This window comes from Plantactinospora solaniradicis, assembly GCF_042658085.1.
Taxonomy (GTDB): domain Bacteria; phylum Actinomycetota; class Actinomycetes; order Mycobacteriales; family Micromonosporaceae; genus Plantactinospora; species Plantactinospora solaniradicis.
The window spans coordinates 30066-54018 of the sequence record NZ_JBHSPR010000095.1 but is presented as its reverse complement, the minus strand read 5'-3'; the positions used below and the strand labels follow the sequence as shown (position 1 = coordinate 54018).

The 23953-nt window shown below is 71.2% G+C and carries 25 protein-coding genes and 2 pseudogenes; 15 read left to right on the top strand and 12 right to left on the bottom strand.

The window, feature by feature from the left end:
* The first annotated feature begins 62 nt into the window (after positions 1 to 62).
* From ACFP2T_RS46110 to ACFP2T_RS46095, 4 genes are all read left to right on the top strand, one after another.
* Positions 63 to 1205 (top strand): ABC transporter substrate-binding protein, encoded by a 1143-nt coding sequence (locus tag ACFP2T_RS46110; protein WP_377433919.1) that lies wholly within the window; start codon positions 63 to 65, stop codon positions 1203 to 1205.
* Positions 1206 to 1288: 83 nt separating this feature from the next.
* Positions 1289 to 1750, top strand: coding sequence for a cysteine dioxygenase (locus ACFP2T_RS46105; RefSeq protein ID WP_377433917.1), 462 nt, complete (start codon positions 1289 to 1291; stop codon positions 1748 to 1750).
* A 55-nt stretch (positions 1751 to 1805) separates the two neighbouring features.
* Positions 1806 to 2309, top strand: a complete 504-nt coding sequence (locus tag ACFP2T_RS46100) for a rhodanese-like domain-containing protein (protein WP_377433916.1) — start codon at positions 1806 to 1808, stop codon at positions 2307 to 2309.
* 53 nt (positions 2310 to 2362) lie between these two features.
* On the top strand, positions 2363 to 3070 hold the full coding sequence (locus tag ACFP2T_RS46095) for a winged helix-turn-helix domain-containing protein (RefSeq protein WP_377433915.1): 708 nt from the start codon (positions 2363 to 2365) through the stop codon (positions 3068 to 3070).
* A gap of 37 nt (positions 3071 to 3107) precedes the next feature.
* On the opposite strand, the gene ACFP2T_RS46090 is transcribed toward ACFP2T_RS46095, so the two are convergent.
* Positions 3108 to 4031 (bottom strand): AEC family transporter, encoded by a 924-nt coding sequence (locus ACFP2T_RS46090; RefSeq protein WP_377433912.1) that lies wholly within the window; start codon positions 4029 to 4031, stop codon positions 3108 to 3110.
* Positions 4032 to 4225: 194 nt separating this feature from the next.
* Here ACFP2T_RS46090 and ACFP2T_RS46085 point away from each other — a divergent pair, with 194 nt between their 5' ends.
* Positions 4226 to 4840 (top strand): winged helix-turn-helix domain-containing protein, encoded by a 615-nt coding sequence (locus ACFP2T_RS46085; RefSeq protein ID WP_377433909.1) that lies wholly within the window; start codon positions 4226 to 4228, stop codon positions 4838 to 4840.
* 1 nt (position 4841) lies between these two features.
* Here ACFP2T_RS46085 and ACFP2T_RS46080 read toward each other — a convergent pair whose 3' ends face one another.
* Positions 4842 to 5522 carry a response regulator gene (locus tag ACFP2T_RS46080; protein WP_377433906.1) on the bottom strand — a complete coding sequence of 227 codons (681 nt, stop codon included), beginning with the start codon at positions 5520 to 5522 and terminating at the stop codon, positions 4842 to 4844.
* A 1-nt stretch (position 5523) separates the two neighbouring features.
* Positions 5524 to 6798, bottom strand: coding sequence for a sensor histidine kinase (locus ACFP2T_RS46075; RefSeq protein WP_377433903.1), 1275 nt, complete (start codon positions 6796 to 6798; stop codon positions 5524 to 5526).
* A gap of 185 nt (positions 6799 to 6983) precedes the next feature.
* Between ACFP2T_RS46075 and ACFP2T_RS46070 the strand changes: the two genes are divergently transcribed.
* The 6 genes from ACFP2T_RS46070 (at position 6984) to ACFP2T_RS46045 (ending at position 11383) form a co-directional block, all read left to right on the top strand.
* The gene (locus tag ACFP2T_RS46070; RefSeq protein ID WP_377433900.1) at positions 6984 to 7898 is read left to right on the top strand and encodes an ABC transporter ATP-binding protein; all 915 of its coding nucleotides are present in this window, start codon (positions 6984 to 6986) and stop codon (positions 7896 to 7898) included.
* A complete protein-coding gene (locus ACFP2T_RS46065) occupies positions 7895 to 8725 on the top strand; it encodes an ABC-2 transporter permease (protein ID WP_377433898.1) in 831 nt (276 codons plus the stop codon). Before ACFP2T_RS46070 ends, ACFP2T_RS46065 begins: the two co-directional genes overlap by 4 nt.
* 12 nt (positions 8726 to 8737) lie before the next feature.
* Positions 8738 to 9376, top strand: a complete 639-nt coding sequence (locus ACFP2T_RS46060) for a nucleoside/nucleotide kinase family protein (protein WP_377433895.1) — start codon at positions 8738 to 8740, stop codon at positions 9374 to 9376.
* Between the two features lie 127 nt (positions 9377 to 9503).
* Positions 9504 to 9902 (top strand): TraR/DksA family transcriptional regulator, encoded by a 399-nt coding sequence (locus tag ACFP2T_RS46055; RefSeq protein ID WP_377433892.1) that lies wholly within the window; start codon positions 9504 to 9506, stop codon positions 9900 to 9902.
* Between the two features lie 98 nt (positions 9903 to 10000).
* Positions 10001 to 10870, top strand: a complete 870-nt coding sequence (locus ACFP2T_RS46050; protein ID WP_377433890.1) for a DUF72 domain-containing protein — start codon at positions 10001 to 10003, stop codon at positions 10868 to 10870.
* Between the two features lie 48 nt (positions 10871 to 10918).
* The gene (locus tag ACFP2T_RS46045; protein ID WP_377433887.1) at positions 10919 to 11383 is read left to right on the top strand and encodes a DUF2267 domain-containing protein; all 465 of its coding nucleotides are present in this window, start codon (positions 10919 to 10921) and stop codon (positions 11381 to 11383) included.
* Here the strand turns inward: ACFP2T_RS46045 and ACFP2T_RS46040 are convergent.
* Together ACFP2T_RS46040 and ACFP2T_RS46035 are read right to left on the bottom strand one after the other, a co-directional pair.
* Complete coding sequence (locus ACFP2T_RS46040; RefSeq protein ID WP_377433885.1) at positions 11373 to 12140, bottom strand: DUF72 domain-containing protein; 768 nt, start codon at positions 12138 to 12140, stop codon at positions 11373 to 11375. The two genes, ACFP2T_RS46045 and ACFP2T_RS46040, sit on opposite strands and share 11 nt — an antisense overlap.
* Positions 12141 to 12209: 69 nt before the next feature.
* The gene (locus tag ACFP2T_RS46035) at positions 12210 to 14765 is read right to left on the bottom strand and encodes a beta-xylosidase/alpha-l-arabinosidase (protein ID WP_377433883.1); all 2556 of its coding nucleotides are present in this window, start codon (positions 14763 to 14765) and stop codon (positions 12210 to 12212) included.
* Positions 14766 to 15486: 721 nt separating this feature from the next.
* On the opposite strand from ACFP2T_RS46035, the pseudogene ACFP2T_RS46030 reads away from it, so the two are divergent.
* Together ACFP2T_RS46030 and ACFP2T_RS46025 are read left to right on the top strand one after the other, a co-directional pair.
* Positions 15487 to 16560, top strand: a pseudogene (locus tag ACFP2T_RS46030) (PQQ-dependent sugar dehydrogenase); the annotation flags it as partial.
* A 105-nt stretch (positions 16561 to 16665) separates the two neighbouring features.
* Complete coding sequence (locus ACFP2T_RS46025; protein WP_377434050.1) at positions 16666 to 16968, top strand: cellulose binding domain-containing protein; 303 nt, start codon at positions 16666 to 16668, stop codon at positions 16966 to 16968.
* Positions 16969 to 17047: 79 nt separating this feature from the next.
* Here the strand turns inward: ACFP2T_RS46025 and ACFP2T_RS46020 are convergent, their stop codons facing one another.
* From ACFP2T_RS46020 to ACFP2T_RS46000, 5 genes are read right to left on the bottom strand one after another with little or no spacing between them, the layout of a single operon-like run.
* The gene (locus ACFP2T_RS46020) at positions 17048 to 18337 is read right to left on the bottom strand and encodes an MFS transporter (RefSeq protein ID WP_377433881.1); all 1290 of its coding nucleotides are present in this window, start codon (positions 18335 to 18337) and stop codon (positions 17048 to 17050) included.
* Complete coding sequence (locus tag ACFP2T_RS46015) at positions 18334 to 19071, bottom strand: Clp protease N-terminal domain-containing protein (protein ID WP_377433878.1); 738 nt, start codon at positions 19069 to 19071, stop codon at positions 18334 to 18336. Before ACFP2T_RS46015 ends, ACFP2T_RS46020 begins: the two co-directional genes overlap by 4 nt.
* A 60-nt stretch (positions 19072 to 19131) precedes the next feature.
* Positions 19132 to 19638: a ribonuclease HI gene (gene rnhA / locus ACFP2T_RS46010; protein ID WP_377433876.1), complete on the bottom strand. Its 507-nt coding sequence runs from the start codon at positions 19636 to 19638 to the stop codon at positions 19132 to 19134.
* 16 nt (positions 19639 to 19654) lie between these two features.
* Positions 19655 to 20188 carry a DUF6069 family protein gene (locus tag ACFP2T_RS46005; protein WP_377433873.1) on the bottom strand — a complete coding sequence of 178 codons (534 nt, stop codon included), beginning with the start codon at positions 20186 to 20188 and terminating at the stop codon, positions 19655 to 19657.
* Complete coding sequence (locus ACFP2T_RS46000; RefSeq protein WP_377433870.1) at positions 20185 to 21207, bottom strand: RNA polymerase subunit sigma-70; 1023 nt, start codon at positions 21205 to 21207, stop codon at positions 20185 to 20187. The genes ACFP2T_RS46005 and ACFP2T_RS46000 overlap by 4 nt, the downstream gene beginning before the upstream one ends.
* 368 nt (positions 21208 to 21575) lie before the next feature.
* Here ACFP2T_RS46000 and ACFP2T_RS45995 point away from each other — a divergent pair, with 368 nt between their 5' ends.
* Both ACFP2T_RS45995 and ACFP2T_RS45990 read left to right on the top strand, forming a co-directional pair.
* Entirely contained in the window at positions 21576 to 22748 is a 1173-nt protein-coding gene (locus ACFP2T_RS45995; RefSeq protein WP_377433868.1) for an Ig-like domain-containing protein, read from the top strand.
* A gap of 130 nt (positions 22749 to 22878) precedes the next feature.
* Positions 22879 to 23232: pseudogene (locus ACFP2T_RS45990) on the top strand (transposase family protein); the annotation flags it as partial.
* A 34-nt stretch (positions 23233 to 23266) separates the two neighbouring features.
* Here the strand turns inward: ACFP2T_RS45990 and ACFP2T_RS45985 are convergent.
* Complete coding sequence (locus ACFP2T_RS45985) at positions 23267 to 23479, bottom strand: hypothetical protein (protein ID WP_377433866.1); 213 nt, start codon at positions 23477 to 23479, stop codon at positions 23267 to 23269.
* Positions 23476 to 23727 carry a DivIVA domain-containing protein gene (locus tag ACFP2T_RS45980; protein ID WP_377433863.1) on the bottom strand — a complete coding sequence of 84 codons (252 nt, stop codon included), beginning with the start codon at positions 23725 to 23727 and terminating at the stop codon, positions 23476 to 23478. The genes ACFP2T_RS45985 and ACFP2T_RS45980 overlap by 4 nt, the downstream gene beginning before the upstream one ends.
* Positions 23728 to 23953 lie beyond the last annotated feature (226 nt).

Genomic DNA, 23953 nt, shown 5'->3' with positions numbered 1-23953 from the left:
CGGCGCAGCCCGACCGGCGGAGTCGACCGGCTCCGCGTGCAGAGTTCACCGCTGGAGGATCGATGCGTACATCGGCAAGTCGTGGCCTCGTCGCCGGGCTACTGAGTTGTGCCCTGCTGGCCGGCTGTGGGACGGCGGATCCCGCCGGCACCCCGTCGGGCGGAACGGGTGGGACCACCAAGGTCCGGTTGCAGTTGCAGTGGTTCGTCCAGGCCCAGTTCGCCGGCTTCATCGCGGCGGCGGACCAGGGCTTCTACGCCGAGCAGGGTCTGGACGTGCAGATTCTCGAGGGCGGTGTGGACATCGTGCCGCAGACCGTGCTGGCGCAGGGCCAGGCCGACTTCGCGGTGGCCTGGGTGCCGAAGGCGCTGGCCTCCCGGGAGCAGGGCGCCGGGATCACCCAGATCGCCCAGATCTTCCAGCGGTCCGGGACCTACCAGGTCAGTTTCGCGGACCGGGGGATCACCTCGCCGGCCGACCTGCGGGGAAAGAAGGTCGGCAACTGGGGCTTCGGCAACGAGTTCGAACTCTTCGCCGCGATGACGAAGGCGGGCCTCGATCCGGGCCGGGACGTCACCCTGGTACAGCAGCAGTTCGACATGCAGGCGCTGCTGCGCGGGGACATCGACGCCGCCCAGGCGATGAGCTACAACGAGTACGCCCAACTGCTGGAGGCGAAGGATCCGAAGACCGGCCAGCTCTACCGGCCGGAGGCGTTCACCGTACTGGACTGGAACAGGGTCGGCACGGCGATGTTGCAGGACGCGGTGTGGGCCAACAGCGAGAGACTGGCGAGTGACAAGGCGTACCAGGAGACCGCGACGAAGTTCCTCGCCGGCACCCTGAAGGGCTGGATCTACTGCCGGGACAACGTGTCCCAGTGCCGTGACCTGGTGGTGAAGCGGGGCTCCAAGCTGGGCGCCAGTCACCAGCTGTGGCAGGCGAACGAGGTCAACAAGCTGGTGTGGCCGTCGCAGGGCGGGATCGGCGTGATCGACGAGGCCGCCTGGAAGGCGACGGTCGACCTGGCGATGACCACCCGGAACCAGGACGGCAAGACCGTGCTGACCAAGCAGCCGGAGCCGACCGCCTTCATCAACGACTACGTCCGAACGGCGCTCGACCAGGTCAGGGCCAGCGGCCTCGACGTGACCGGCACCGGCTACCAGCCGATCACGGTCACGCTGAACGAGGGTGGAGCATGAGGGTTGTGGGATAACCTATAAAACAGGTAGGTTTTATGGGCTACTCTTCTCGGTAGTTGAACGCCTGCCACGAGGACCCACAAATGATCTCCATCTCCCCGGACCCGCTGACCATCGCCCGCCGGTACGCCGCCGAGGCGGCCGGCGCCGCGGGCTGGCCCGTCCCGCTCCAGTTCGACCCGGCGCAGCGTTGGTACCACCGGCTCGCCGCCGCCACCGACCACGAGGTCTGGCTGCTGACCTGGCTGCCCGGCCAGCACACCGACCTGCACGACCACGGCGGATCGGCCGGAGCCTTCCTGGTCGCCGCCGGTGTGCTCACCGAGGAGGCGGTGGTCGGTGGCGGGTTGCGTCCCCGCGAACTCGGCATGGGTACCGGTCGCCGCTTCGGCGCCCGGCACGTGCACCGGGTGAGCAACCGGGGTGACCAGCCCGCCGTGAGCGTGCACGTCTACCGTCCCGCGCTGCGCAGCATGACCCGCTATCACCTCGAGGAGGGGCGACTGCGGGTCGCGGAGGTGGCCGAGGCCGGGGTCGCCTGGTGAGCGGGGCTGCCGCGCGGGGTGGGATCGAGGCCCGATACGACGGAAGGACAGTGCGGTGAACCTGACCAACCTCCGAGAGCCGGTCGGCGAGTGTGCGGGAGCGCAGGCCCCGGCGGGTTCGAGGAGCATCGACGAGATCCTCGATGCCGCCCGGGTGCGGCTGCGTCGCCTGGAGCCGGAGGCGGCGCACCTCGCCGCCCGCGCCGGCGCGGTGCTGGTGGACATCCGTCCGGCCGCCCAGCGGGCCGCCACCGGATCGATTCCCGACGCGCTCGTCATCGAACGGAACGTCCTGGAATGGCGACTCGACCCGCGCAGCGCCGCCCGGCTGCCCGTCGCCGACCGGTACGACCTGCCGGTCATCGTCTTCTGCCAGGAGGGCTACACCTCGTCGCTGGCCGCCGCCGCGTTGCAGGACCTCGGTCTGCGGCTGGCCACCGACGTCGTCGGCGGATTCGTCGCCTGGCGGGGGCTCGGGTTGCCGGCCTTCGGACCGACGGACGTCTTCGCCCAGCCCACCCCCGCACCGCTGGAAACCGCCCGGCGGGCGTTCACCTGACCCGCGCGCCACCGCGCGCGGGGGACCGGACCGCATCCCACGAAGGAGCTTTCATGTCGGTCGTCGCCATCCACCCGCGCACGTACTCGCCGGCCGGGCCGTCCCGGGCCGGATCGTCCCGGCGCCGGCCCTCGTCCGCCAAGGACGTCCCGGTCCTCCGGGTCACCCTCGACGTGCCACTCGTCGGCGAGCGGCTCACCCCGGAGTTGTCGCTGCTGCTCGATCTGGTCCGGGACCTGGTCGACCGGGGTGTGGGCGTCACGGCGGTGACCGCGGTGGCGGCCAGGCCGACCTCGGCCGCACCGGTCGGCGCCGAGCCGGCGCACGCCGGGCCGCTGCCCACCCCGCCGGCCGGCGACGTCGACCCGGGCGGCGGTCCCGGTGACCAGCCGGCCGGAGCGGGTACGGACGACGCCCGGACCCTGCGGGTGCTGACCGGGCCCCGGGTGGTGCTCCGGGGCGGATCGCCCGTTCCGTTCACCCGGCTCGAATTCGACCTGCTGGTGTTCCTGGCCCGACATCCCCGCCGGGTGTTCACCCGGTTGCAGTTGCTCAGCAACGTCTGGGGCTACGAACACGCCGTGGCCCGCACCGTCGACGTGCACGTACGCCGGGTGCGCGCCAAGGTGGGCGACGGGGTGCCGCTGGTGACCACCGTGCACGGGGTGGGCTACCGACTCGCCGACGACGCCCCGATCCGGCTCGACGACGGTGACGACGGCGATGGCGACGGTTGGGGTCCCGGCGTCTCGTTGCTGTGACGGTGTGCCGGGCCTGCCGGGCCGCCACCGGGGCCGGTCAGGTCAGCCAGGCGGCGATCACGGTGAGCGAGACCGCGGCGGCCACGGTGGAGAGCACGACGGCGTCGCGGGCCAGTGCCTGCGCCCGCTGGTAGTGGGTGGCGAAGACGAAGACGTTCTGCGCGGTCGGCAGGGCCGAGGTGACGACGGCGGCCAGCAACGTCGGCCCGGCCAACCCCAGGGCGAACCGCGCGATCAGGTACGCCAGGAACGGCTGCACCAGTATCTTGAGCACCACCGCGACGATGCGCGGGACGGCGTCGGAACCGGCCGCCAACGGCCGGCTGCCGGGCAGTGACATGCCCAGGGCGAGCAGAGCCAGCGGCACGGCGGCCGATCCGACGAGTTCGAACGGCCGCAGCGCCTCGACCGGCGGATGCCAACCGGAGATCGAGATCAGCAACCCGCCGGCGCAGCCCAGCATGATCGGGTTCCGGGTCGGCAGTAGCGCCAGGCGACGCACCGAGGGGCGCCGGTCGGCCGCGGTGGAGTCGAGCACGGCCAGTGCGACGGGCGCCGCCACCAGCACCTGGAAGATGAGTACGGGAGCGACGAACGAGACGTCGCCCAGCACGTACGCGGCGACCGGCAGTCCGAGGTTGGCGGCGTTGACGTACGACGCGGAGAGCGCGCCGACGGTGGCCTCTCCGGTCGGGCGGTGCCAGACGTACCGGGCGAGCAGGAGATAGACCGCCGCGACGATCAGCGTACTCAGCACGAAGGCGGCCAGGGCCGGGCTGAACAGATCGGCCACTGTGGACCGGGCCAGCGTGCCGAGCAGCAGGGCCGGGGTGGCGATCAGGAAGACGAGCCGCGCGATCACCGCCGTGCCGTGTGGACCGAGCAGGCCGTACCGGCCGACGAGGTAACCGACGAGGGTGACCGACCAGATCACCCCGAATCCCGCCAACACTCCCCGCATGTTGACCATCCTGCCGGGTGCACGGCGGACGCCAAGATCTGGTACTAAGAGCAAGCAAGTGATTCCGGTGAGTTTGTCGATTGTCACATTCATGCATCGCCGTGTCCCCTTGACCCTCGCCCCGGTGGCCGGAAGCATCGAGTCAGCGGCGGTTCGGGCCGTGCGGGGAACACCCCGAGTAGCCAAGGAGGACCATGTCGGTCAGCCCCGCCTCGCCGCGTGCCGGATGGCACACCGCCCAGCCCGCCGGACCAGGCCGACCCCCGGGCGCGTCGCGCCGGCCCGCCGGTTCGGCCTCGCCGACGCTGACGGTGACGCTCTCCATCCCGCTCGTCGGCTGCGAGGAGACCCTCACCCCACCGGCCCGCCGGCTACTCGAAGCCGCTCGCGAGCTGGTGGAGAGAGGCGAGGCCACGATCAGTGGTGGGACCGTCGGCACGGCGGAACGCCGCGGCGAGAACTTGACGGCCAGACCCGCCGCCCGCTCCGCGACCGACGTCGGCCACCCCGGGCTGCACATCCTCGCGGCGTCCCGGTCGGTGCTGCTCGGCGGCGACCCCTTGCCGCTCACCCGCCTCGAGTTCGACCTGCTGATGCATCTGGTCGCCCATCCACGCCGGGTCTTCACCCGGCTTCAGCTGCTGGCAGCGGTCTGGGGATACGAGCACACCGGAGTACGGACCGTGGACGTGCACATCCGGCGGCTGCGCGGCAAGGTCGGCGCCGACGTACCACTGGTCACCACGGTGTACGGCGTGGGCTACCGGCTCGCCGACGACGCGGTGGTGACGATCGACCGCAACGGCTGAGTCAGGGGCGGGTCCGGGCGACGCCGGGTCCGGGAGCCGGCACCTCCGCGTCCCGGACCAGCAGGGCCGCCTGGACCCGGTTCGTGCAGTCGAGCTTGGTCAGGATCCGGCTCACGTAGGTCTTGATACTCGCCTCGCTCATCCGCAACCGCCGGCCGATCTCGGCGTTGGACAGGCCCTCGGCGACCAGGCCCAGGACGTCCGACTCCCGGGGGCTCAGCGCCGCCAGCCGGTCGGTGGCCTCGCGCCTGCGTTCGACCGCCACCGGAGTGAGCATGCCCAGCAGCAGCCGGGTCACGGCGGGGGACAGGTAGGCGTCGCCCTCGTGCGCGGCCCGGACCGCGCGGATCAGTTCGTCGGGCGTGCAGTTCTTCAGGACGAAGCCCGCCACCCGGTGCTGCACCGCCCGCAGCACGTTCGGTTCGGCGCCGAACGAGGTCAGCAGGACGACCCGGAGTCCGGGTACCTGCCGGCGCAGCTCCTCGACCGCGCCCAACCCGTCCAGCACCGGCATCTTGATGTCGAGCAGCGCCACGTCCGGGCGGTGCCGGACCGCCTCGTCCACCGCCGCCCGGCCGTTCGTCGCCTCGGCGACGACCGTGATGTCGGCGGCCGATTCGAGCACGGTACGGATGCCGGCCCGGATCAGCGGCTCGTCGTCGGCGAGCAGTACCCGGACCATCTCAACCGATCCCGAGGAGCATGCTGCCGGGTAGCAGCAGGAACATCACGCTCGCGGTCGCGAGCCCGAGTCCGAGGGTTCGGATCCGTCCGGCCGGGACCGGTTCCGGCTCGGGGAAACCGGTGAGCCCGGCGGGTTCCCACTCGGGAAGGTCGGCGAGCCCGGCGGTAGCGGGCAGCATGGCGACGAGGCGCCAACCGTCCCCGGACGGGCCGTGTTCGACGAACCCGCCGACCGGGACCATCCGTTCGCGGAGTCCCGCCAGGCCATGCCCGGCGGCGACGGCCGGATCGCTCGGGCTACTACCGTCACCGCTCGGGGCGGCGCCGTCGGGCAGCGGGTTGACCAGGGTGATCAGCAGGGCGTCCGGCTCCCACGTGACCCGTACCGTCACGGCCCGGCCCGGTGCGTGCTTGGCCGCGTTCGTCAGCCCCTCCTGCACCACCCGGTACGCCGCCTGCCCGGCGGCCGGTGCGAGCGGTCGGGGCGTTCCGGATCGCCGCAGTGTCACCGGTACGCCGGCCGTCCGGAACCGCGTCACCAGAGTGTCGATCGACTCCACCCCCGGCGACCGCTGGGCGGTACCGCGCTCGCTCCGGAGCGCGCCGACCAGCCCGTACAGCTCGTCCATGGCGTCCCGGGTGGCGCGGGCGAGGTGCTGGACGGCCTGGCGCTGCGGGGGCGGCAGTGCCGACACCTCCAACGCCGCCGCCTGCACCGAGACCAGACTGAGCCGGTGGCCGAGCGAGTCGTGCATGTCCCGGGCGATCCGTAGCCGCTCCCGCAACTGCTCCTGCTCGGCGACGAGTTCCCGCTCCCGGCGGAGTTGCCGATTGTGCCGGTCGAGCGTCGACACCAGCCGCTCCTGCTGGGCCAGGTACCGGCCGACCAGCACCGGCAGCGCCACGAAGACGAGGTAGGTCGCGAGCAGGCTGGAGACCGCGCCCGGCCGCGCGGGCAGCCCGACGAGTTGGACGGTCAGCGCGCCGAGCACCGTGCCGGTCAACATGGCCGTACCGGAACGGGAGACGACTTCCCGGCCGGCGTGGTAGGCGACCCAGAGCAACAGGACGTACGCCGTACCGGTCACCGGGGTGAGGACGAGCGCGACCGCGAGCGCCGCCAGTGGAGCCCGCCGGCACAGCGCGATCACCAGCGCCACGACGAGGGCGTACGCCGGGATCGCCCAGACCGGCAGGTCGGCTCCGTGCCTGCCCGCCAGCATCGCGGTGTCCGCCGTCAGCACAGCGGCGGCGAGAAGGTGTCGGCGCATCATGCAATGCAGGCTACGTCCTGGTCATCATCTGTCGCGCCCACCGCAGCCCGCTCGGCGTCACCCTCCCGCTCGGCGTCACCGTCCCGGCCGGGTCGACCGGCGCGGCACTCCGGTTCACCTTCGTCGCCGGGATCGGCGACTTTCGAGGACTGTTCCGGCCGCCGCCGTTCCCTAGCGTGACGGGCGTGATCGACGTACGCAATCTCAGCAAACGGTACGGGAGCACGGTGGCGGTCGACGGGCTCTCGTTCACGGTGCGCCCCGGGCAGGTGACCGGCTTCCTCGGGCCGAACGGTGCCGGCAAGTCCACGACCATCCGGATGATGCTCGGCCTCGACCGCCCGAGCGCGGGAGAGGTCCTGATCGACGGGCGGCCCTACCGGGACCAGGTTTCGCCCCTGCGCCGGGTCGGAGCCCTGCTCGAGGCCAGATCCGTGCACGGCGGCCGGAGCGCGTACCACCACCTGCTCTGGCTGGCGCAGAGCAACCGGATTCCCCGGGCCCGGGTCCGGGAGGTGCTGACGCTGGTCGGTCTGGAGGGCGTGTCGAAGCGGCGGGTCGGTGGCTTCTCGCTCGGGATGGTCCAGCGGCTCGGTGTCGCCGCCGCGCTGCTCGGGGACCCGCCGGTGCTGCTCTTCGACGAGCCGGTCAACGGGCTCGACCCGGAGGGCATCCGGTGGATCCGCGACCTGATGCGAGGTCTCGCCGCACAGGGGCGGACGGTCCTCGTCTCCAGCCACCTGATGAGCGAGATGGCGCTCACCGCCGACCATCTCGTGGTGATCGGCCGGGGCCGGCTGCTCGCCGACACCGGCGTACGGGAGTTCGTCGCGGCGCACTCCGGCTCCCACGTACGGATCCGTACCCCGGAGCCGGAGCGGATGCGGGACGTCCTGACCGCCGCCGGTCTCCAGGTCCGGACGGCCGGGGACGGCGCGCTGGAGACGTACGGCGCGGAGGCCGCGCGGATCGGCGAGCTGGCCTCGGAGCATCGGCTGACCGTGCACGAGGTCAGCGCGCAGGGAGCCTCGCTGGAGGAGGCGTTCATGCGGCTCACCGGGGATGCCGTGCAGTACCGGGCGGAGGGTGGGCGGCGATGAGCGGCACCGATGGCGCTTCGACCGTCCACGCCGGATCGACGCGGAACCGGCTGGGGCTGGCCTCGGCCGGAGCGGTCCTGCTGGCGGAACTGACCAAGATCAGGACCGTCCGGTCGACGATCTGGACCCTGCTGCCGGCCTTCGTCGTCAGTGTCGGCCTGAGCCTGCTGGTCGGATTCAGCTTCGCCAGCCAGCCACCGGAGCAGCGGAACAACTTCGATCCGCTCTTCGTCGCCTTCTACGGCCTCACCCTCGGCCAACTCGCCCTGGTGGTGTTCGGGGTGCTGGTGCTGGGCAGCGAGTACAGCTCCGGCACGATCCGGGCCACGCTGGTCGCGGTGCCACGGCGCGGCCTGGGCTACCTCGGCAAGGTGCTCGCCACCGGGCTGCTGGCCCTCGCGGTCGCGGTGCCCACGGTGCTGGCCGCCTTCTTCACCGCCCAGGCGGCACTGGGCCGGTACGGAGTCTCGCTCGGCTCCGACGGGGCACCGGCCGCGGTCGTCGGCGCCTGCCTGCACCTGACCCTGCTCTGCCTGTTCGCCCTCGGGGTGACCGCGATGCTGCGCGGTTCGGTCCGCTCGCTGGGGGTCCTGCTGCCGGTGTTCTTCCTCGGCTCCCAGGGGCTCGGCAACATTCCGAAGGTCCGGACCGTCACCCAGTTCCTGCCGGACCAGACGAGTTGGGTGATCATGCATCTGGCCGGCCCGCAGGACGAGGCGCGCTGGGCCCGGGACTACGGCCCGTGGACCGGCATCGGCATCCTCGTACTCTGGACGGCCGCCTCGCTGCTCGGCGGCTACCTGGTGCTGCGCCGCCGCGACGCCTGACACGATGGTCGGATGAAGGTCCGACCGATCACCCCGGAACTGCTGGTGGACGAGGTGGCCGAGCGGCTGGCCGGCGCGGGTGGCGGCGGCTGGCTGCGGGTCGCCGTCGACGGGCCGCCGGCCGCCGAGCCCGGCCGGCTGGCCGACGCGCTCGTCGACCCGTTGCGGGTCAGGGGGCGTCCGGCGGTACGGGTCGACGCGGCGGACTTCCTGCGTCCGGCGTCCCTGCGGTACGAGTACGGCCGAACCAGCCCCGACGCCTACTACACGAGCTGGCTCGACGAGGCGGGACTGCGTCGTGAGGTGCTCGACCCGGCCGGTCCGGGTGGCTCGGGCCGGATCCTGCCGTCGCTGTGGAACGCGGAGACCGACCGGGCCACCCGGGCCGACTATCGCACCCTGCCGCCCGGCGGCGTGCTTCTGGTCAGCGGGTCCCTGCTGCTCGGCGGGGCTCTTCCGTTCGACCTGACGGTCCATCTCGTGCTGTCGCCGGGCGCGCTCGTCCGGCGTACCCCGGCCTCGGCGCGTTGGACGTTGCCGGCGTTCGCCCGCTATGCCGAGGAGGTCGGACCGTCGATGTTCGCCGACGTGGTGGTCCGGATGGACGATCCGCGCCATCCCGCGATGGTCGACCCGGAAAGTGTCGGATGACCGGCGGACGAATCGACGGTTTGGTCGCGCCGACCGCTGGGTAATCGCGCTGCTCATGACGGAGTGCACCCGGACATTACCGTCCAGGACGGCGGTTCCGTCTCTTCTACGGAAAGGCAGGCAGCCCATGCTCGTCAACGAGGCAATCGGTACCCGCCGTTCTGCGGCGGACAGCGACCAGATCCGTCGCGCCCTGCGGGCTCGTTACGACGAGCTGACCGTCGAGTACGACGAGGCGCTGACGCAGAGCCAGGTGCTCCGGCTGGTGGAGGTCGGCGACACGGCCGGCGACGACCAGGCGGACAGCGGCACGAAGACCGCCGAGCGGGACACCGCCCAGTCGCTGCTGCGGACCATCCTCGATCGCCGGGCGCAGTTCGAGCATGCCCTGACCCGGCTGGACGAGGGCGCGTACGGCTGGTGCGAGGGCTGCGGCGACTCGATTCCGGTGGAGCGGCTGGAGATCTTCCCGTCCGCCACCACCTGCGTCTCCTGCAAGCAGTCCCGGGAACGCCGGGCCGCCTGAGCCGGCCCGCGTCCGTGTCACGCGCCCGGCGCGTCCGGCCTGCGTCCGTGTCGCGCGCCCGACTTGCCCGGTCCGGTCGGGGCGGGTGAACTGGAGTCATGGGCGAGATCAAGGTCGGTACGGCGTCGTGGACGGACAAGACTTTGCTCGAGTCAGGCTGGTACCCGGCGAAGGCGGACACGCCGGAACGCCGACTCGCCCACTACGCCACACACTTCCCGCTGGTCGAGGTCGACGCCACGTACTACTCGCCGCCGGCGGAACGGACCGCCGAACTGTGGGTGGGTCGTACGCCGGGCGACTTCACCTTCAACGTGAAGGCGTTCAGCCTGTTGACCGGGCACCCGACCCGGGTCTCCGCGCTGTACAAGGACCTTCGGCCGGAGACCGAGAAGAAGAACATCTACCCGGGTGACCTGGACCCGCAGGCGTACGAGGAGGTCTGGACCCGGTTCCTGTCGGCGCTGGAGCCGCTGGCCGGGGCCGGCAAGCTGGGGTCGGTGCTGTTCCAGTTCCCGCCGTGGTTCACCATCCGGCGGGACAACAAGCAGTACCTGTTGGAGGTGCGGCGACGCTGCGACCCGATGCGGGCGGTCTTCGAGTTCCGCCACGCGTCCTGGTTCGCCGACGGCAACCGGGACGAGACGCTGGAGTTCCTGCGCGAGCACGAGCTGCCGTACGTCTGCGTGGACATGCCGCAGGGCCACCGGTCGTCGGTGCCGCCGGTGCTGGTCGCCACCGCCGACCTGGCGGTGGTCCGGTTCCACGGCCACAGTGAGAAGTGGACCAGTAAGAACATCTACGAGAAGTTCGGCTACCGGTATTCCGATCGGGAGTTGGCGGACTGGGCCCCCAGGCTCCGCCGCCTGGCCGACGACGCGGCCGAGACCCACGTCCTGTTCAACAACTGCTACCGCGACTACGCCCAGACGAACGCGGACCAGTTGACGGACCTGCTGCGGGGATGACGTTTCACCCGGACCGGGTGAGCGACCCTCACCCGCTTCTCGGCGAGCATGTCGAGGGTGGGCATCAGGAACGGGGGATCAGTCGTGCCGAACAATTCGTACTCGGTCTTCGAGTCGTCGTTGGATAAGACCAACCTCATCCTGAAGGACATCGAGCAGGCGTACGGGTGGTCGAAGGAGCGCCGCAACCAGTCGTACGCGGCCCTGCGGACGGTTCTGCACCTGCTCCGGGACAGGTTGCCGGTGCAGGAGAGCGTGCACTTCGCGGCCCAGTTGCCGGTGTTGGTACGGGGAATCTACTTCGAGGGCTGGGACCCGAGCGTCGTCCCGATCAAGTTGAATCGGGAGGAGTTCCTCTACGAGGTCCGGGCCGGTTTCCCGTTCGACGTCGAGGGCGGCCCGGCGACCGTGGTGAACACGGTGTTGAACGCGCTTCGCCGGCACGTCACCGAGGGCGAGTGGGACGACGTCAAGTCCAGCATGCCGAAGGACCTGACCCGGATCATGCCGTAGCGCGGAGCGCCGGTGCACGGCTGATCCGGATGTCCAGCCGGCGGGCGGTCCTGGCCAGCGCGGCGGCGTCGGTGATCGCGGCGCCGCCCGGATCGTTGTTGAAGAAGACGAAGGTCGTCTCGTGCTCGCTGAACGTCGAGCCGATCCGGTCGACCCAGGAGCGCAGCGCGGCACGCCCGTACCGGGGGCGGGGCTGGGCGCGGCCCTCGTGCAGCCGGAGATAGCCGAAGTCGGCGGTACGCCACAGCGGGGTGACCGGGCGGCCGCCCCGGTCCGCCCAGCAGAGCGCCGCGCGGTGCCGCTCCAGTACCTGACGCGTCTGGTCGGTCCACCAGGACGGGTGTCTCGGCTCGACCGTCACCCGCACCTCGGGCGGGAACCGGGACAGCGTCCGATCCAGGGCCGGTACGTCGACCGACAGGTTGGGCGGCAGTTGCAGGAGCACCGGGCCGAGTCGGTCGCCCAGTGCGGTGGCCCGCCCCAGGAACCGGTCGACGGGTTCCTCGGGCTCGCGCAACCGCTTGATGTGGGTGAGGTAGCGGCTCATCTTGACGGCGACGCAGAAGTCGTCCGGGGTCCGGCTGCGCCATCGCGCGAAGATGTCCCGCTCGGGCAGCCGGTAGAAGGCGTTGTTCACCTCGACCGTGGCGAACCGCTCGGCGTAGTGCTCCAGCCAGCGCGACTGCGGCAGACCGGCCGGATAGAACCGGCCGCGCCAGTCCCGGTACTGCCATCCGGAGGTGCCGAGCAGAATCATCGTCCGGTCAGTATGCCGGCCAGCGCGGCGGACCGCCCGGCGAAGGGCGGCGCCGCGCTGGCTCGTCGGCTATCGGATGGTCACCTCGGCGGTGAGGCGCCGGGAGTGGTCGAGCCGGCGTTCGTCGCCGACCAGACGCAGCGCGACCGTGTGTCGGTGGTCGGCGCTGGAGGCGGAGAACCGCAGTTCCAGGTCGCCGGCTTCGACCACCCGGTGGCCGTGCCGTCCGGTGAACGAGGTGAGGTCGGTGTGCACCCGGAAGTCGACCTGACGGGTTTCGCCGGGCGCGAGTGGCACCCGGGTGTACCCGGTCAACCGCACCACCGGCCGGGTCACCTGGGCCACCGGATCGTGCAGGTAGAGCTGGACCACTTCGGTGCCGCTGCGGTCGCCGTCGTTGCGTACCGTGACCGACACGGTCACCTCGCCGTCGGTCGGGATCTCCACCGGGCGTCCCGGCACCGGCGCCGCGCCGTTGACGTGGACCTCCGGCCAACTGAACTCGGTGTACGACAGGCCGTGGCCGAACGGGAAGAGCGGGGTCGGGTCGACGCTGCTGACCTCGGTCCGGTGTCCCAGTGCCGGGCTCAGATAGGTGGCCGGCTGTCCGCCCGTGCCCCGGGGAACGCTCACCGGTAGCCGTCCGGACGGGTTGACCCGGCCGCTGAGCACCCGGGCCACGGCCGGTCCGCCCTCCTCGCCGGGGAAGAACGCCTGCACCACCGCGCCCACCCGGTCGACCCAGTCGCCGAGGGCGTACGGCCGACCGGCCAGCAGGACCAGCACCACCGGGGTTCCGGTCTGCAGCAGTGCCTCCAGCAGCTCCGCCTGGGTGCCGGGCAGACGCAGGTCGGCGGCGTCGGAACCCTCGCCGGAGGTGCCGTGGCCGAACAGCCCGGCCCGGTCGCCGAGCACCGCGACGCAGACGTCGGCGTCGGTGGCCACCGCTACCGCCGTCGCGACCGAGTTCTCGGGGTTGTCCGTCGAGTCGTCCGCCGGGCCGTCGATCGTTCCACCCGGGGCGTGCCGGATCGGGTTGTCCGGCAGTTCGGCCCGCAACGCCGCGAGCAGGGTCGGGATCTCGACGCCGTCCGGCAGCTCGGGGTGCTGCCCGCCGACGTGGCTGGGGAAGGTGTAGCAGCCGAGCATCCCGGTCACGCTGTCGGCCAGCGGCCCGACGAGGGCGATCCGGCCCCCCGGGCGCAGTGGCAGTGCTCCGGCGTTGGCCAGCAGCACCACCGACTCCTCGGCGAGTTCCCGGGCCAGTTCCCGGTTGGCCGGCGGATCGAGGTCGATGCTTCCTTCTAGTGGGCCGGGAGCGCCGCCGTTGCCCTGCTCGGCGGTGCCGGCGAAGGCGGGCGGCAGCGGGGACCAGTCGGCGTCGAGCAGCCCGAGTTCGCACTTCTGCCGGAGTACCCGGGTCACCGCCCGGTCGACCAGGGACTCCGGCACCGTGCCGGCGCTGACCGCGTCGATCAGCGGCTCGCTGTAGCAGTGCCCGGCGGGCAGTTCGACGTCCACCCCGGCGGCCAGAGCCAGTGCCGCGGCCTCGCCGAGGTCCGCGGCGATGCTGTGCAGCCGCTGGAGGAAGCTGATCCCGAAGTAGTCGGCGACGACCGTGCCGGCGAATCCCCACCGGTCCCGGAGGAGCCCGGTGAGCAGGTCCGGGTCGGCGGCCGGCGGCATGCCGTCGATCTCCGTGTAGGCGTGCATCACGGAGCCGGCGCCACCCTCCCGGAGCGCCATCTCGAAGGGGGGCAGCAGCACGTCGGCGAGTTCCCGGTGGCCGATCGCGACCGGGCCGAAGTTGCGGCCGGCGCGGGAGGCGGAGTAGCCGACGAAGTGCTTGAGGGTGGCGATCACCCCGGTCGACTGGAGGCCGCGGACGTAGGCGGTGCCGACGGTGGCCACCAGGTACGGGTCCTCGCCGATCGACTCCTCGGTACGCCCCCAGCGCGCATCCCGGATCACGTCGAGCACCGGCGCCAACCCCTGGTGTACGCCGACCTGCCGCAGCCCCGAGCCGATCTGGACGGCCATCCGCTCGACCAGCGCCGGGTCGAACGTGGCGCCCCAGGCCAGCGGGGTGGGATAGACCGTGGCCCGCCAGGTCATGAACCCGGTCAGACACTCCTCGTGCGCGATGGCGGGAATGCCGAACCGGTTGGCGGCGACGATCTCCTCCTGCATCCGAGCCAGTGCGCGGGCTCCGAGGGCGGGATCGATCGGCGCGGTGCCGAACGGCCTGGTGAGCTGGCCGAGGCCGACATTGATCAGGTCGCGCCAGTCGGGCACCTCGGCGACCATCTCGTGCTGGTGCGGCGCCATGTCGTCGCCGGTCGAGTTGCCACCGATCCAGACGCCGTACAGCTGCGCGATCTTCTCTTCGAGCGAGAGCCGGGCGAGCAGGTCCTCGACCCGCCGCGCCACGGGCAGACGTGGATCCTGCCACCGGGGCGGGGCGTCGGGGGTGCTGCTGGGCGCGGCGTTGTCCGCCGGGACGTCGGCCGCGGTGACGGTGAGCTGTCCGTCGTGCGGATGCCCGTCGTGCACCCCCGTGACCTCAAGCCGCCCGACCTCGGTGGTTGTCCGAGGGGCATCGGCGGCGTTGCGGTTGCTGCTCACGAGCAGCCTCCTGTCGCTTGTTCCTGGGCCTCTTTCGCCAGCCGCCGCACGTCGAGAGAAGTGGGTCGGGCTGCCGGCGCGCGTACTTCCGACATGTTTCCGGAAAGTCCGGCCCGCGTCGAGAGGGTAGTGCGACCGAAAGTAGCTCGCAAGTTTCCTCACCGGGAAGCCCTTGACCGTTTGTTCACAGAGTCGTAGCGTGCGCCGCATCGCGATGAATTATCGGGCCGCCTCCGGAAGTTTGCGGGGCGCTCGGCGACGCCCGCCGCAAATGTTGGCCGGTCTTCCGGAAGCGTCTGGCCCGGGGGCACTTCGAAGGGACGGCGGATTCGTGCGAGAGCCCAGGGAGAGCACCGTATCCCACCGCCGGCGTGCCGCGAAGGTGATGATCATCTCGGCCTCGACCGGCACGCGGCCCGATCGACAGGTCAACGATGCGTCCGGCGGTGTCCGGACGGCGGCGACCACCTGGCGCGACCCGACCGGGCAGTCCCACCTGAACACCTTGCGGTGGGGTGTGGTGGGGCTCGGGTCGTAACGGGCGGGCGGGGGACCCGCCGAGAACGCGGGCGAGCCGGCCGGGCGGGGACCGGCTCGCCCGCCCTCGGCGGCAGTGGCGATCTCGACTGTTGACCGTGGCAGTGATACATTGATATCTATCTCTGCCTTCGGTGGGCGATCCTGCCTGCGGCGGCAGGTCGGTCCAGCTGGAGGTGTGTCAATGAGGAATCGCCTTCTCGTCGCGGGTGCAGCCCTGGTCGTCGGGTTGAGCGGTGCCGGGTTCGCCGTCGCCGGGACGACGCCGCAGGGCGGCGCCGGGGTGATGGCGGCCGGTGAATTCGACTTCAGTCGCCCGCAGACCGTCGCCACCAACCTGGTGGCGCCGTGGGGACTCGCCTTCCTGCCCGACGGCAGCGCGTTGGTTGCCGAGCGGGACAGCGCCCGGGTGTTGCAGATCCGTCCGGGGCAGACGCCGCAACAGGTGGCGACGATCTCCGGAGTGACGCCCGGCGGCGAAGCCGGTCTGCTCGGCCTGGCGGTCTCACCGACCTATGCCTCGGACCAGTACGTCTACGCGTACTTCACCGCCAGCAGTGACAACCGGATCGTCCGGTTCCGGCTCAACGCCGCACAGACCCAGACGCCGATCCTCACCGGGCTGGCCAAGGCCAACTTCCACGACGGCGGCCGGATCGCCTTCGGCCCCGACGGGATGCTCTACGCGGGCGTCGGCGACGCGGGCGTGACCGCCAACGCGCAGAACGCGCAGAGCCGCAATGGAAAGATCCTGCGGATGCGGCCGGACGGTAGCGTCCCCACCGACAACCCGACCGCCGGCTCGCTGGTCTACAGCATGGGTCACCGCAACGTGCAGGGGCTCGCCTGGGACAGCCAGGGCCGGCTCTACGCCAGCGAGTTCGGGCAGAACACCTGGGACGAGGTCAACTACATCGTGCCCGGCGGCAACTACGGCTGGCCGACTGTGGAGGGCCGGGGCAACGATCCACGGTTCCGGAACCCGATCGTCACCTGGACGACGGCCGAGGCCTCGCCGAGCGGCGCCACGATCGACGGCAACGTGCTGTTCGTCGCCGCGCTGCGGGGCACCCGGCTCTGGCAGGTTCCGCTGACCGGCGACGGCAACGCCGGCACCCCGGTCGCCCAGCTCACCGGCCAGTACGGCCGACTCCGTACGGTCGAGCGGGCTCCGGACGGCTCGCTCTGGGTGGCCACCAGCAACCGCGACGGCCGGGGCTCGCCGGCCGCCACCGACGACCGGATCCTGCGGTTCCTGCCGACCGGGACGACGCCGACGGCGAACCCGACCACCCGCCCGCCGACCACGCCGCCGGTCACCCCGACCGTCGTCCCGACCACGACACCGCCGCCGAGCAGCGGCGTGTGCACCGCGACGTACCGGCAGACCAACCAGTGGCAGGGTGGCTTCCAGGCCGAGGTGACGGTCCGGAACACCAGCACCACGACACTGAACGGCTGGACGGTGCGGTGGACCTTCCCCAACGGACAGACGATCAGCCAGGTCTGGAACGGCACGCTGACCGCCAGCGGATCCTCGATCACGATCCGGAACGTCAGCTGGAACGGGTCGCTCGCACCCAACGCCTCGGTCACCGTCGGCTTCACCGGCACCTGGAACGGAACCAACGCCCCACCGACCAACCTCACCTGTACCAGTCCCTGAGCCAGCCCGTTCCGCCGGCCGCCCGACATCCGCACCGGTGTCGGGCGGCCGGCGGTTTCCCGGCCCAGCACGGTGGCGGTCAGCTCGGCGGTACCGGAAGGAGTTCGGGCCGGGGCTGCCGGATCGGGGTCAGCGTCGCGACGGCGGCGATGCCGAGGCAGACCGCCCCGGCGGCCAGGCAGACCGGCGCGGTGCCGTACCGGGCCACGGCGACGGTCAGCACCGCCGCGCCGAGTGGGCCGAGCGCCGAGTGCAGGGTCCAGAACGCCGAGGTGACCCGGCCGAGCAGAAGGTCGGGGGTCACCTGCTGGCGCAGCGACAGGGAGCAGATCCCGGCGGTGGCGGTGCAGAACGCGTACCCGGTGACGGCGACCGCGAGCGCCGGCACGTTCCCGGACAGCCCGGCCCCGGCGATGGCCAGCCCGGCGAGGGCGTACGCGCCGATCCAGCAGGTTCCGAAGCCGAGCCTGCGGCGGACCGGTGCGACCAGCAACGCGGCGACGATGGTGCCCGCCGCGGCGGCGGCCAGTACGTAGCCGACGTCGCCGTCCGACCGACCCAGGTCGTGTTTGACGTGGTAGATGAAGATGTCGGTCAACCCGATGGTCAGGAAGGTCAGGAACGACAGCAGGACGGTCAGCGCGCGTAGCACCGGATGGCGCCAGAGGAACCGCACTCCCAGCAGCAGGTCCGTCCAGTTGCCCCGGGCGGCCGGGGTGCCGCTCCGCTCGTCGACCGGGGCCACGGCCGGCGCGCGGAGCCGGACGAAACAGAGGCCGAGCGCGGAGACGGCGAACGTGCCGGCGTCGATGCCGATGGCGGCGGTCGGCCCGAACGCGGCGGAGAGGACCCCGGCCAGCAGCGGACCCGTCAGGCCCGCCGCCGCGTAGCTGGCGTAGAGCTGACCGTTCGCCCTGGTCACCTGGCCGGGGGCGACAAGTCGCGGTACGGCGGCGACGTAGCCGACCTGGAAGATCATCCCGATCGCGGCGCAGGCCGGTGCGATCAGGTAGAGCGGCCAGAGCTGTGGCGAGACCAGCCAGACCAGCGGGATGAGGGCGTACCCGACCGCGCGGGCCAGGTCGCAGCCGATCAGCAGCATCCGCCGGTCCACCCGGTCCACCAGGAATCCGGCGAAGATCCCGGCCACGATCGTCGCCGCGCCGGCCAGGCCGGTCAGCAGCCCCATCCGGGCGACGGATCCGGTCGCGTGCAGCACCAGTAGCGGCACGGCGACGAGCGAGAACGAGTCCCCGAGCGCGGAGAGGGTCTGTCCGGACCAGAACAGCGGAAAGTCGCGTCCACGCCACAGCGGCGCGGCGTCCTGCTCGGTCGGGCCGGCCGTCGGGCGCGACTCCGTGGTGGTCACCTGCCGGAACTGGCCGAGCGCGGCATCCCGCGCAGGGTCTCGACGACCCACTCCTCGACCCGGTCCCGGTGCAGGCCCAGGTCGATCAGCACCCGGGCGCCCGGCTCCGTCTCCTCGTTGAGCAGCCCGAGCAGGATGTGCTCGGTGCCGACGTAGTTGTGGCCGAGCCGCAGCGCCTCCTGGAAGGTCCGGTCCCGGACCCGTTTCGCCTCGGGGGAGAAGGGCAGGTGCGCCGGGCTCGACTCGCCGGACGGGCCGAGGAGCGTGACCGTCCGCTCCCGTACGGTGTCGGCGGGCACGCCCAGCGCCTCGATCGCCCGACAGGCCAGACCGGCCGGCTCGTGCAGGATGCCGAGCAGTAGATGCTCGGTGCCGACCTGGACGGCGCCGAACCGCCGGGCCTCCTCCTGCGCCTTGACGACCACGTTGCGGGCCCGCTCGGTGAACCGAGCGAAGGCGCTGGCCGGGATCGTCACGTCCTGATCGGACCTCTTGGTCACGAACCGCTTCTGCACGGCCTGTTTGGTCACGCCCATGCTCTGCCCGATATCGGTCCAGGAGGCGCCGGCCCGGCGGGCCTGGTCGACGAAGTGCCCGATCAGGTGGTCGGCCAGCTCGCCGAGGTATTCGGACACCAGGACGGCGTCCGACAGTCGCTCCAGGGCGTCACCCTCCGGGTGCTGCCGGCGTACGTACTCGATGAGGTCGTCGAGGCGGACCGGAAGTTCCTCCATGCGTCAACCGTAGGTTGACGCGGCCAGGATCGTCAACCCATGGTTGACGGTCAAACGAATTCAGGCCGGCACGACCGGCGACCGGCGGGCCGGCCGGGCGCCGACCGCGTTGGCCGCCGCCTCCTGTAGTCCCCGGAACGCGAGCCGGTCCGCCCGCTCGTTCTCGGGATGCCCGGCGTGGCCCTTGACCCAGTGCCAGCGCACCTCGTGCCGGCTGGCGGCGGCCTCCAGCCGCTGCCACAGGTCGGCGTTCTTGACCGGCTGCTTCGCGGCGGTCAGCCAGCCGTTGCGCTTCCAGTTCGGCAGCCACTTGGTGATGCCGTCGCGGACGTACGTGCTGTCGGTGTGCATCCGCACCGAGACCGCACGGGTCAGGCTCTCCAGCGCCCGGATCGCCGCCATCAGCTCCATCCGGTTGTTGGTGGTCTCGCCCGCCTCGCCACCGCAGATCTCCCGCTCCCGGTCGCCGTACCGCAGCACCGCGCCCCAGCCGCCCGGACCGGGATTGCCACTGCACGCCCCGTCGGTGTAGATGTCCACGGTCTGCGACGCTGTCTGGTCTGTCACCCCGGCAAGATACCGACTACGCCCTGGAGCGTGCCGACGTACCCGCCCCGGGTCCCGGTGCGTCCCGACCCCGCGTTGGCCCGGTGCGGAATCGCCAACCGCTCCGGGTGCGGAGGCTCCGCGCCAGGGTGGGGATCATCACCGCCGCGGGGACGAGGTGTAGCCCGAGGAGGGCGGTGATGGTGGCGGTGTCTGCCCCGGAGAGGAGGGGCGGGACCAACGAGATCGCGGTCAGCGACACTGCCGTCCACACGAACCGCTCGGCGGGGCGGGCGCTCCAACGAAGAAGGGCGACGGCAATGACGATGCCCACGACCGAGAAGAAGCCGGTCACCACGGCGAACCCGGACAACGGGATCGTCTCGCCACCATCGGGGACCTCGAAGTCGACGCCAGCGGCCCGGGCGAGCGCGGCGGCGAGGGTGGTGGCCAGCACCGCCGCGAGCGTGGCAACCAGGCCGGTGCCGGCGAGCCCGCGCAGCCGGTAGGCGTGGCTGGTCTGGCCCATTGCCGGGCCGGCGACGCCCTCGGCGTCATTCATGCTGTTCATCGGGACCACTCCGTGCCGTCGGCCGACAGGCGCTCCGGCAGCCCGAGCCGCGAAAACTGGTCGTCGTGGAATGTGAAGATCTCGGTGATCGCCCCGCCGGTGACGCGCAGGACGTCGAGCGTCAGCGGCAGGTACGCACCCTCCCGCTTCTGCCAGAGGTAGAAGGCGACGGCGGGCTGCCGGTTCACGGAGGTGGGGACGGCGCGCAGGTCACCCAGGCTCTCGAAGCCGTCCTCGACCCAGTCGTTCACCACCGCGTCGCGGCCGACGCACAGGCCTGGCGTGGGCGGCATCGAGCAGCGGACGTCGTCCCGCAGCAGTGCGGCGAGCCCGTTGACGTCCTTCGCAATGCTGGCGTCGGTGAAGCGGCGCACCAGCTCGCGCGTCCCGGCGTCCTCCTCGCCGCCGGTCCAGTCCTGCCGCTCGGCCGGCAGGTGCTCCCGCATTCCGGCGCGGGCCCGCTGCAGCGCGCTGTTCACGGAGTTGACGGAGTCCCCGAGAAGCTCCGCGACGTCCTTCGCCGGCCAGCCGAGCACGTCCCGCAGGATCAGCACGGCCCGCGGGCGCGGCGCGAGGTGCTGGATCGCGACCAGGTACGCCAGCTCGATCGTCTCCCGCGCGACGGCGACGTTCTCCGGCTCGTCCGCGTCGCCCGCGGGCAGCTCGTCGAGCAGCCGGTCCGGGTAGGGCTGCAACCACAGCACCTCGCCGCCGGTCGCGGGCTCCGGGCGGCACTTGGCGAGCAGGTCCAGGCAGGCATTGGTGGCGATCCGGTACAGCCAGGCCCGGAACGTCGACCGCCCCTCGAAGGTCTCCCGCCGCCGCCAGGCCCGGAGGAACGTCTCCTGCACGGTGTCCTCGGCGTCCTCGAACGACCCGAGCATCCGGTAGCAGTGCACGTGCAGTTCCCGCCGGTGCCGCTCCGCCAGCCCCGAGAACGCCGGCTCGTCGACCTCGCCCAGCCCGCTCACGCCCAGCCCGCTCACGCCCAGCTCCTCCATTCGCGTGTCCGCACCCATCACGTCATCCTTCCGCCTCGTCGTGTCGCGTCGTAGGTATGACGGGTGCGGGCGCGACAACTCATCACCAGGGCGGGACTCTCACGTTTCTGGTCCCGGCTCAAGCGAACTGGCCATTGGTGACCCGCAGTCGGGTAGTAGGAGTTCACCTTTGCGGGCCAGCAGTGGCCCCCAAATCCCGTTCTCCCAAGCGAAGCGCGGCGCCCCCAACACCGGCTCATCCACAGCGGCGAGCAGCCAACGACCGGGCAGGTGCTGAGCGACACCGCAATGAGAGTCACTACTAGTTACTGTCGGATCACCACTAGTAATATCCGTCAGCGCTGGAACGGGTCTAATTTCACAAGCAGGAGCAAACTGGAGAGTCCGTGCATAGCGCGCAGTGGGAGAGCACCATGTGGAACAAACGGATCGCAACGGTGGTCGTGTTGATCGTCACCGTCGGCGTCGGAGCCGTGCCGCCCGCGGCTCAAGCCGGTGCGCGTGGAGAGCCGTTGACCGGCGACTTCAACGCTGACGGCTTCCAGGACGTGGCCGTGCTCGGCGCGGTTTCGCCGAACCGCTGCTCGACCATCGTCACGTACGGTGCAGCGAGCGGTGTCTACCTGCCCCCGGTCGCCTACACCTACCTGACCCTCGGCGGCGGCGTCTCCGACTGCCCGGATATCGGGGTAGCGGCGAACCTGGATGACGACCCCGCCGACGAACTGTGGGTCGCCTGGTCCCAGGGTGCCCCGGCGACCATCGACTTCAACCGCCTGGTCCTCCAGCCCCCGTTCTTCACACCCTCGGCCTGGTACACCTCCACGATCGCCCGACCCACCTACTCCGGCAAGGCCAGGTTCAACCCCGGCGGCCGGTACAGCCCCTACGCGGTCGGACCCGGCGGCCTGCTGAGCTACACCGTCGAGGGCAACATCGTGTCTCCCGGTCCGGTTGCCTTCTGCTCCGTCGACACCCCCACCGTGCAGATCGCCGACTGGAACAGCGACGGCATCGACAGCGTCCTGCTCACCTACACCAGGGGCTGCGCCGACAACAGCAGCGGAGTGGTGGAGATCCGCCAGGACGGCGCCACCCGCCACCTCGAAATAGACCCCACCGGACGAACCACCTGGACCGCCCAGCTCACCAACGCCAACGGCGACCGGTTCCCCGACGTCCGCACCGTCAACCAGACCACCGGCGAGGTCAGCTACTTCATCAACATCGGCGGCGGGGACTTCTCCCTGACCAGGGCACCCGACGCCAACACCGACCAGGTCACCCTCACCACCGTCAAGCCGCTGGCCATCGACATCCTCGCCAACGACTTCGTCAGCCGCTACGCCGAAATCATCATCACCGTTCCACCCCGGTACGGAACCGTCCAGGTGCTCTCCGACCGGCGAGTGATCTACCGGCCGAACCAGGCCCACGGCCGCACCGACAGATTCACCTACCAAGTCGTCGAAGAGGGCAAGCGGAGCAGCGCAACGGTCAACATCAGATTCCCGAACCGACCGATCCCCGCGCCGTCCCGGGCCCTCGACGGCCGCTGACGCGATCGGCAGTGTCGGCGTCAAGCATCGAGCTGGCCATGACGGAGGAGCGGAGGTCCGACTCGTGGTCGGGTGATGCTCCCGGTAAGACGTCAGTCGACCAAGGTCCGACGTCCTAGCCGGGAGCCTCACCACCGCCTGGCGGTACGTGCGCGAAGCGATCGGCCTGCTGGCCGCCCTCGCCGGCGACCTGAACCCCGCCGCCAGGGGGCGGCGCGGTTGGCGTACGCGACCCTCGACGGCACCCTTATCCCGATCGCTGACCAGACACGAGGTGGTGACCTTCGCGGACAAGGACTACCAGGGCGCAGGTGGCACGGTATGGACCCCGTTCAAACGCCGTCGGCACCGGCCCCGACTGTCACGCCACCAGAAGGCGGTGAACCGTTCCCACGCCCGCGTCCGAGCCCTCGGCGAACGCGCCGTCCCGGCCCTGAAGACCCGGAAGATCCTGGTCAAGTTGCGCTGCTGCCCGCGCCACGCCGATTTGCGCGGACACGTGGCGAGTACTCACCCGATCACGAGTTGTCGGACAGGTCGTCGAGCCGACCGGCCAGGACCAGCCGCTCGTACGCCCACCGCCACTCGTCACACCGACTCTGGCCGCACCGCACACACATCCCCGATTCCGGATCATTCGCGTGCGCCAGCATCGTGTCCCGGAAATGCGCCGTCATCTCGTCCGATACCTGCACCGCCGCCGACACCCGTTCGACCGGGCGACCCGTCATCGGCGACCACCCCGCCACCGGCCATCGGAGATCCGGGTGTTGCGGGTCTGCCAGTTTCGTAGTGCCGCCTTCACCCGATCCGCGTCGTCCCGGGCCACCCGTACATCCCGACGCAGCAGCTCCATTTCGTCGGCGACCCGGAGCAGGAAGGCGTACACCTCTTCCGGATCCAGACCGCGCCGCCACGACCGCCCGAATCTCGCGGTGCGAATGTCCGCCGAGGTCAATCTCGGATATACCGCGCTCACCGTGGACCACCACCATTGCGCGGTACGCCCACAGACACCCCAACCGCAACACCACCCCACCCCGCCCTCCGGGCGGCTCCCGTACATCTCATCCGTGCCCCTCCGACCGTCGACTCCCCGAATGGCTGGGCACCGAGGCGGGCGGGGTCGGTAATCACGCCGTACAGGTGAAACCGGTGGCCACAGCACCCGCCCCGGGCCGTGACACCAGCCTGTTCGTTTCCGG

What these genes read in the sequence shown, in the direction of transcription:
- ACFP2T_RS46075 (WP_377433903.1), bottom strand. Translation starts at nt 6,798, where the DNA reads ATGATGCGCCGACACCTTCTCGCCGCCGCTGTGCTGACGGCGGACACC.
- ACFP2T_RS46060 (WP_377433895.1), top strand. Translation starts at nt 8,738, where the DNA reads ATGAAGGTCCGACCGATCACCCCGGAACTGCTGGTGGACGAGGTGGCC.
- ACFP2T_RS46055 (WP_377433892.1), top strand. Translation starts at nt 9,504, where the DNA reads ATGCTCGTCAACGAGGCAATCGGTACCCGCCGTTCTGCGGCGGACAGC.
- ACFP2T_RS46090 (WP_377433912.1), bottom strand. Translation starts at nt 4,031, where the DNA reads ATGCGGGGAGTGTTGGCGGGATTCGGGGTGATCTGGTCGGTCACCCTC.
- ACFP2T_RS46005 (WP_377433873.1), bottom strand. Translation starts at nt 20,188, where the DNA reads ATGAACAGCATGAATGACGCCGAGGGCGTCGCCGGCCCGGCAATGGGC.
- ACFP2T_RS46080 (WP_377433906.1), bottom strand. Translation starts at nt 5,522, where the DNA reads ATGGTCCGGGTACTGCTCGCCGACGACGAGCCGCTGATCCGGGCCGGC.
- ACFP2T_RS46105 (WP_377433917.1), top strand. Translation starts at nt 1,289, where the DNA reads ATGATCTCCATCTCCCCGGACCCGCTGACCATCGCCCGCCGGTACGCC.
- ACFP2T_RS46065 (WP_377433898.1), top strand. Translation starts at nt 7,895, where the DNA reads ATGAGCGGCACCGATGGCGCTTCGACCGTCCACGCCGGATCGACGCGG.
- ACFP2T_RS46040 (WP_377433885.1), bottom strand. Translation starts at nt 12,140, where the DNA reads ATGATTCTGCTCGGCACCTCCGGATGGCAGTACCGGGACTGGCGCGGC.
- ACFP2T_RS46110 (WP_377433919.1), top strand. Translation starts at nt 63, where the DNA reads ATGCGTACATCGGCAAGTCGTGGCCTCGTCGCCGGGCTACTGAGTTGT.
- ACFP2T_RS46015 (WP_377433878.1), bottom strand. Translation starts at nt 19,071, where the DNA reads ATGGAGGAACTTCCGGTCCGCCTCGACGACCTCATCGAGTACGTACGC.
- ACFP2T_RS46085 (WP_377433909.1), top strand. Translation starts at nt 4,226, where the DNA reads ATGTCGGTCAGCCCCGCCTCGCCGCGTGCCGGATGGCACACCGCCCAG.
- ACFP2T_RS46045 (WP_377433887.1), top strand. Translation starts at nt 10,919, where the DNA reads ATGTCGAGGGTGGGCATCAGGAACGGGGGATCAGTCGTGCCGAACAAT.
- ACFP2T_RS46000 (WP_377433870.1), bottom strand. Translation starts at nt 21,207, where the DNA reads ATGGGTGCGGACACGCGAATGGAGGAGCTGGGCGTGAGCGGGCTGGGC.
- ACFP2T_RS46050 (WP_377433890.1), top strand. Translation starts at nt 10,001, where the DNA reads ATGGGCGAGATCAAGGTCGGTACGGCGTCGTGGACGGACAAGACTTTG.
- ACFP2T_RS46095 (WP_377433915.1), top strand. Translation starts at nt 2,363, where the DNA reads ATGTCGGTCGTCGCCATCCACCCGCGCACGTACTCGCCGGCCGGGCCG.
- ACFP2T_RS45985 (WP_377433866.1), bottom strand. Translation starts at nt 23,479, where the DNA reads ATGACGGGTCGCCCGGTCGAACGGGTGTCGGCGGCGGTGCAGGTATCG.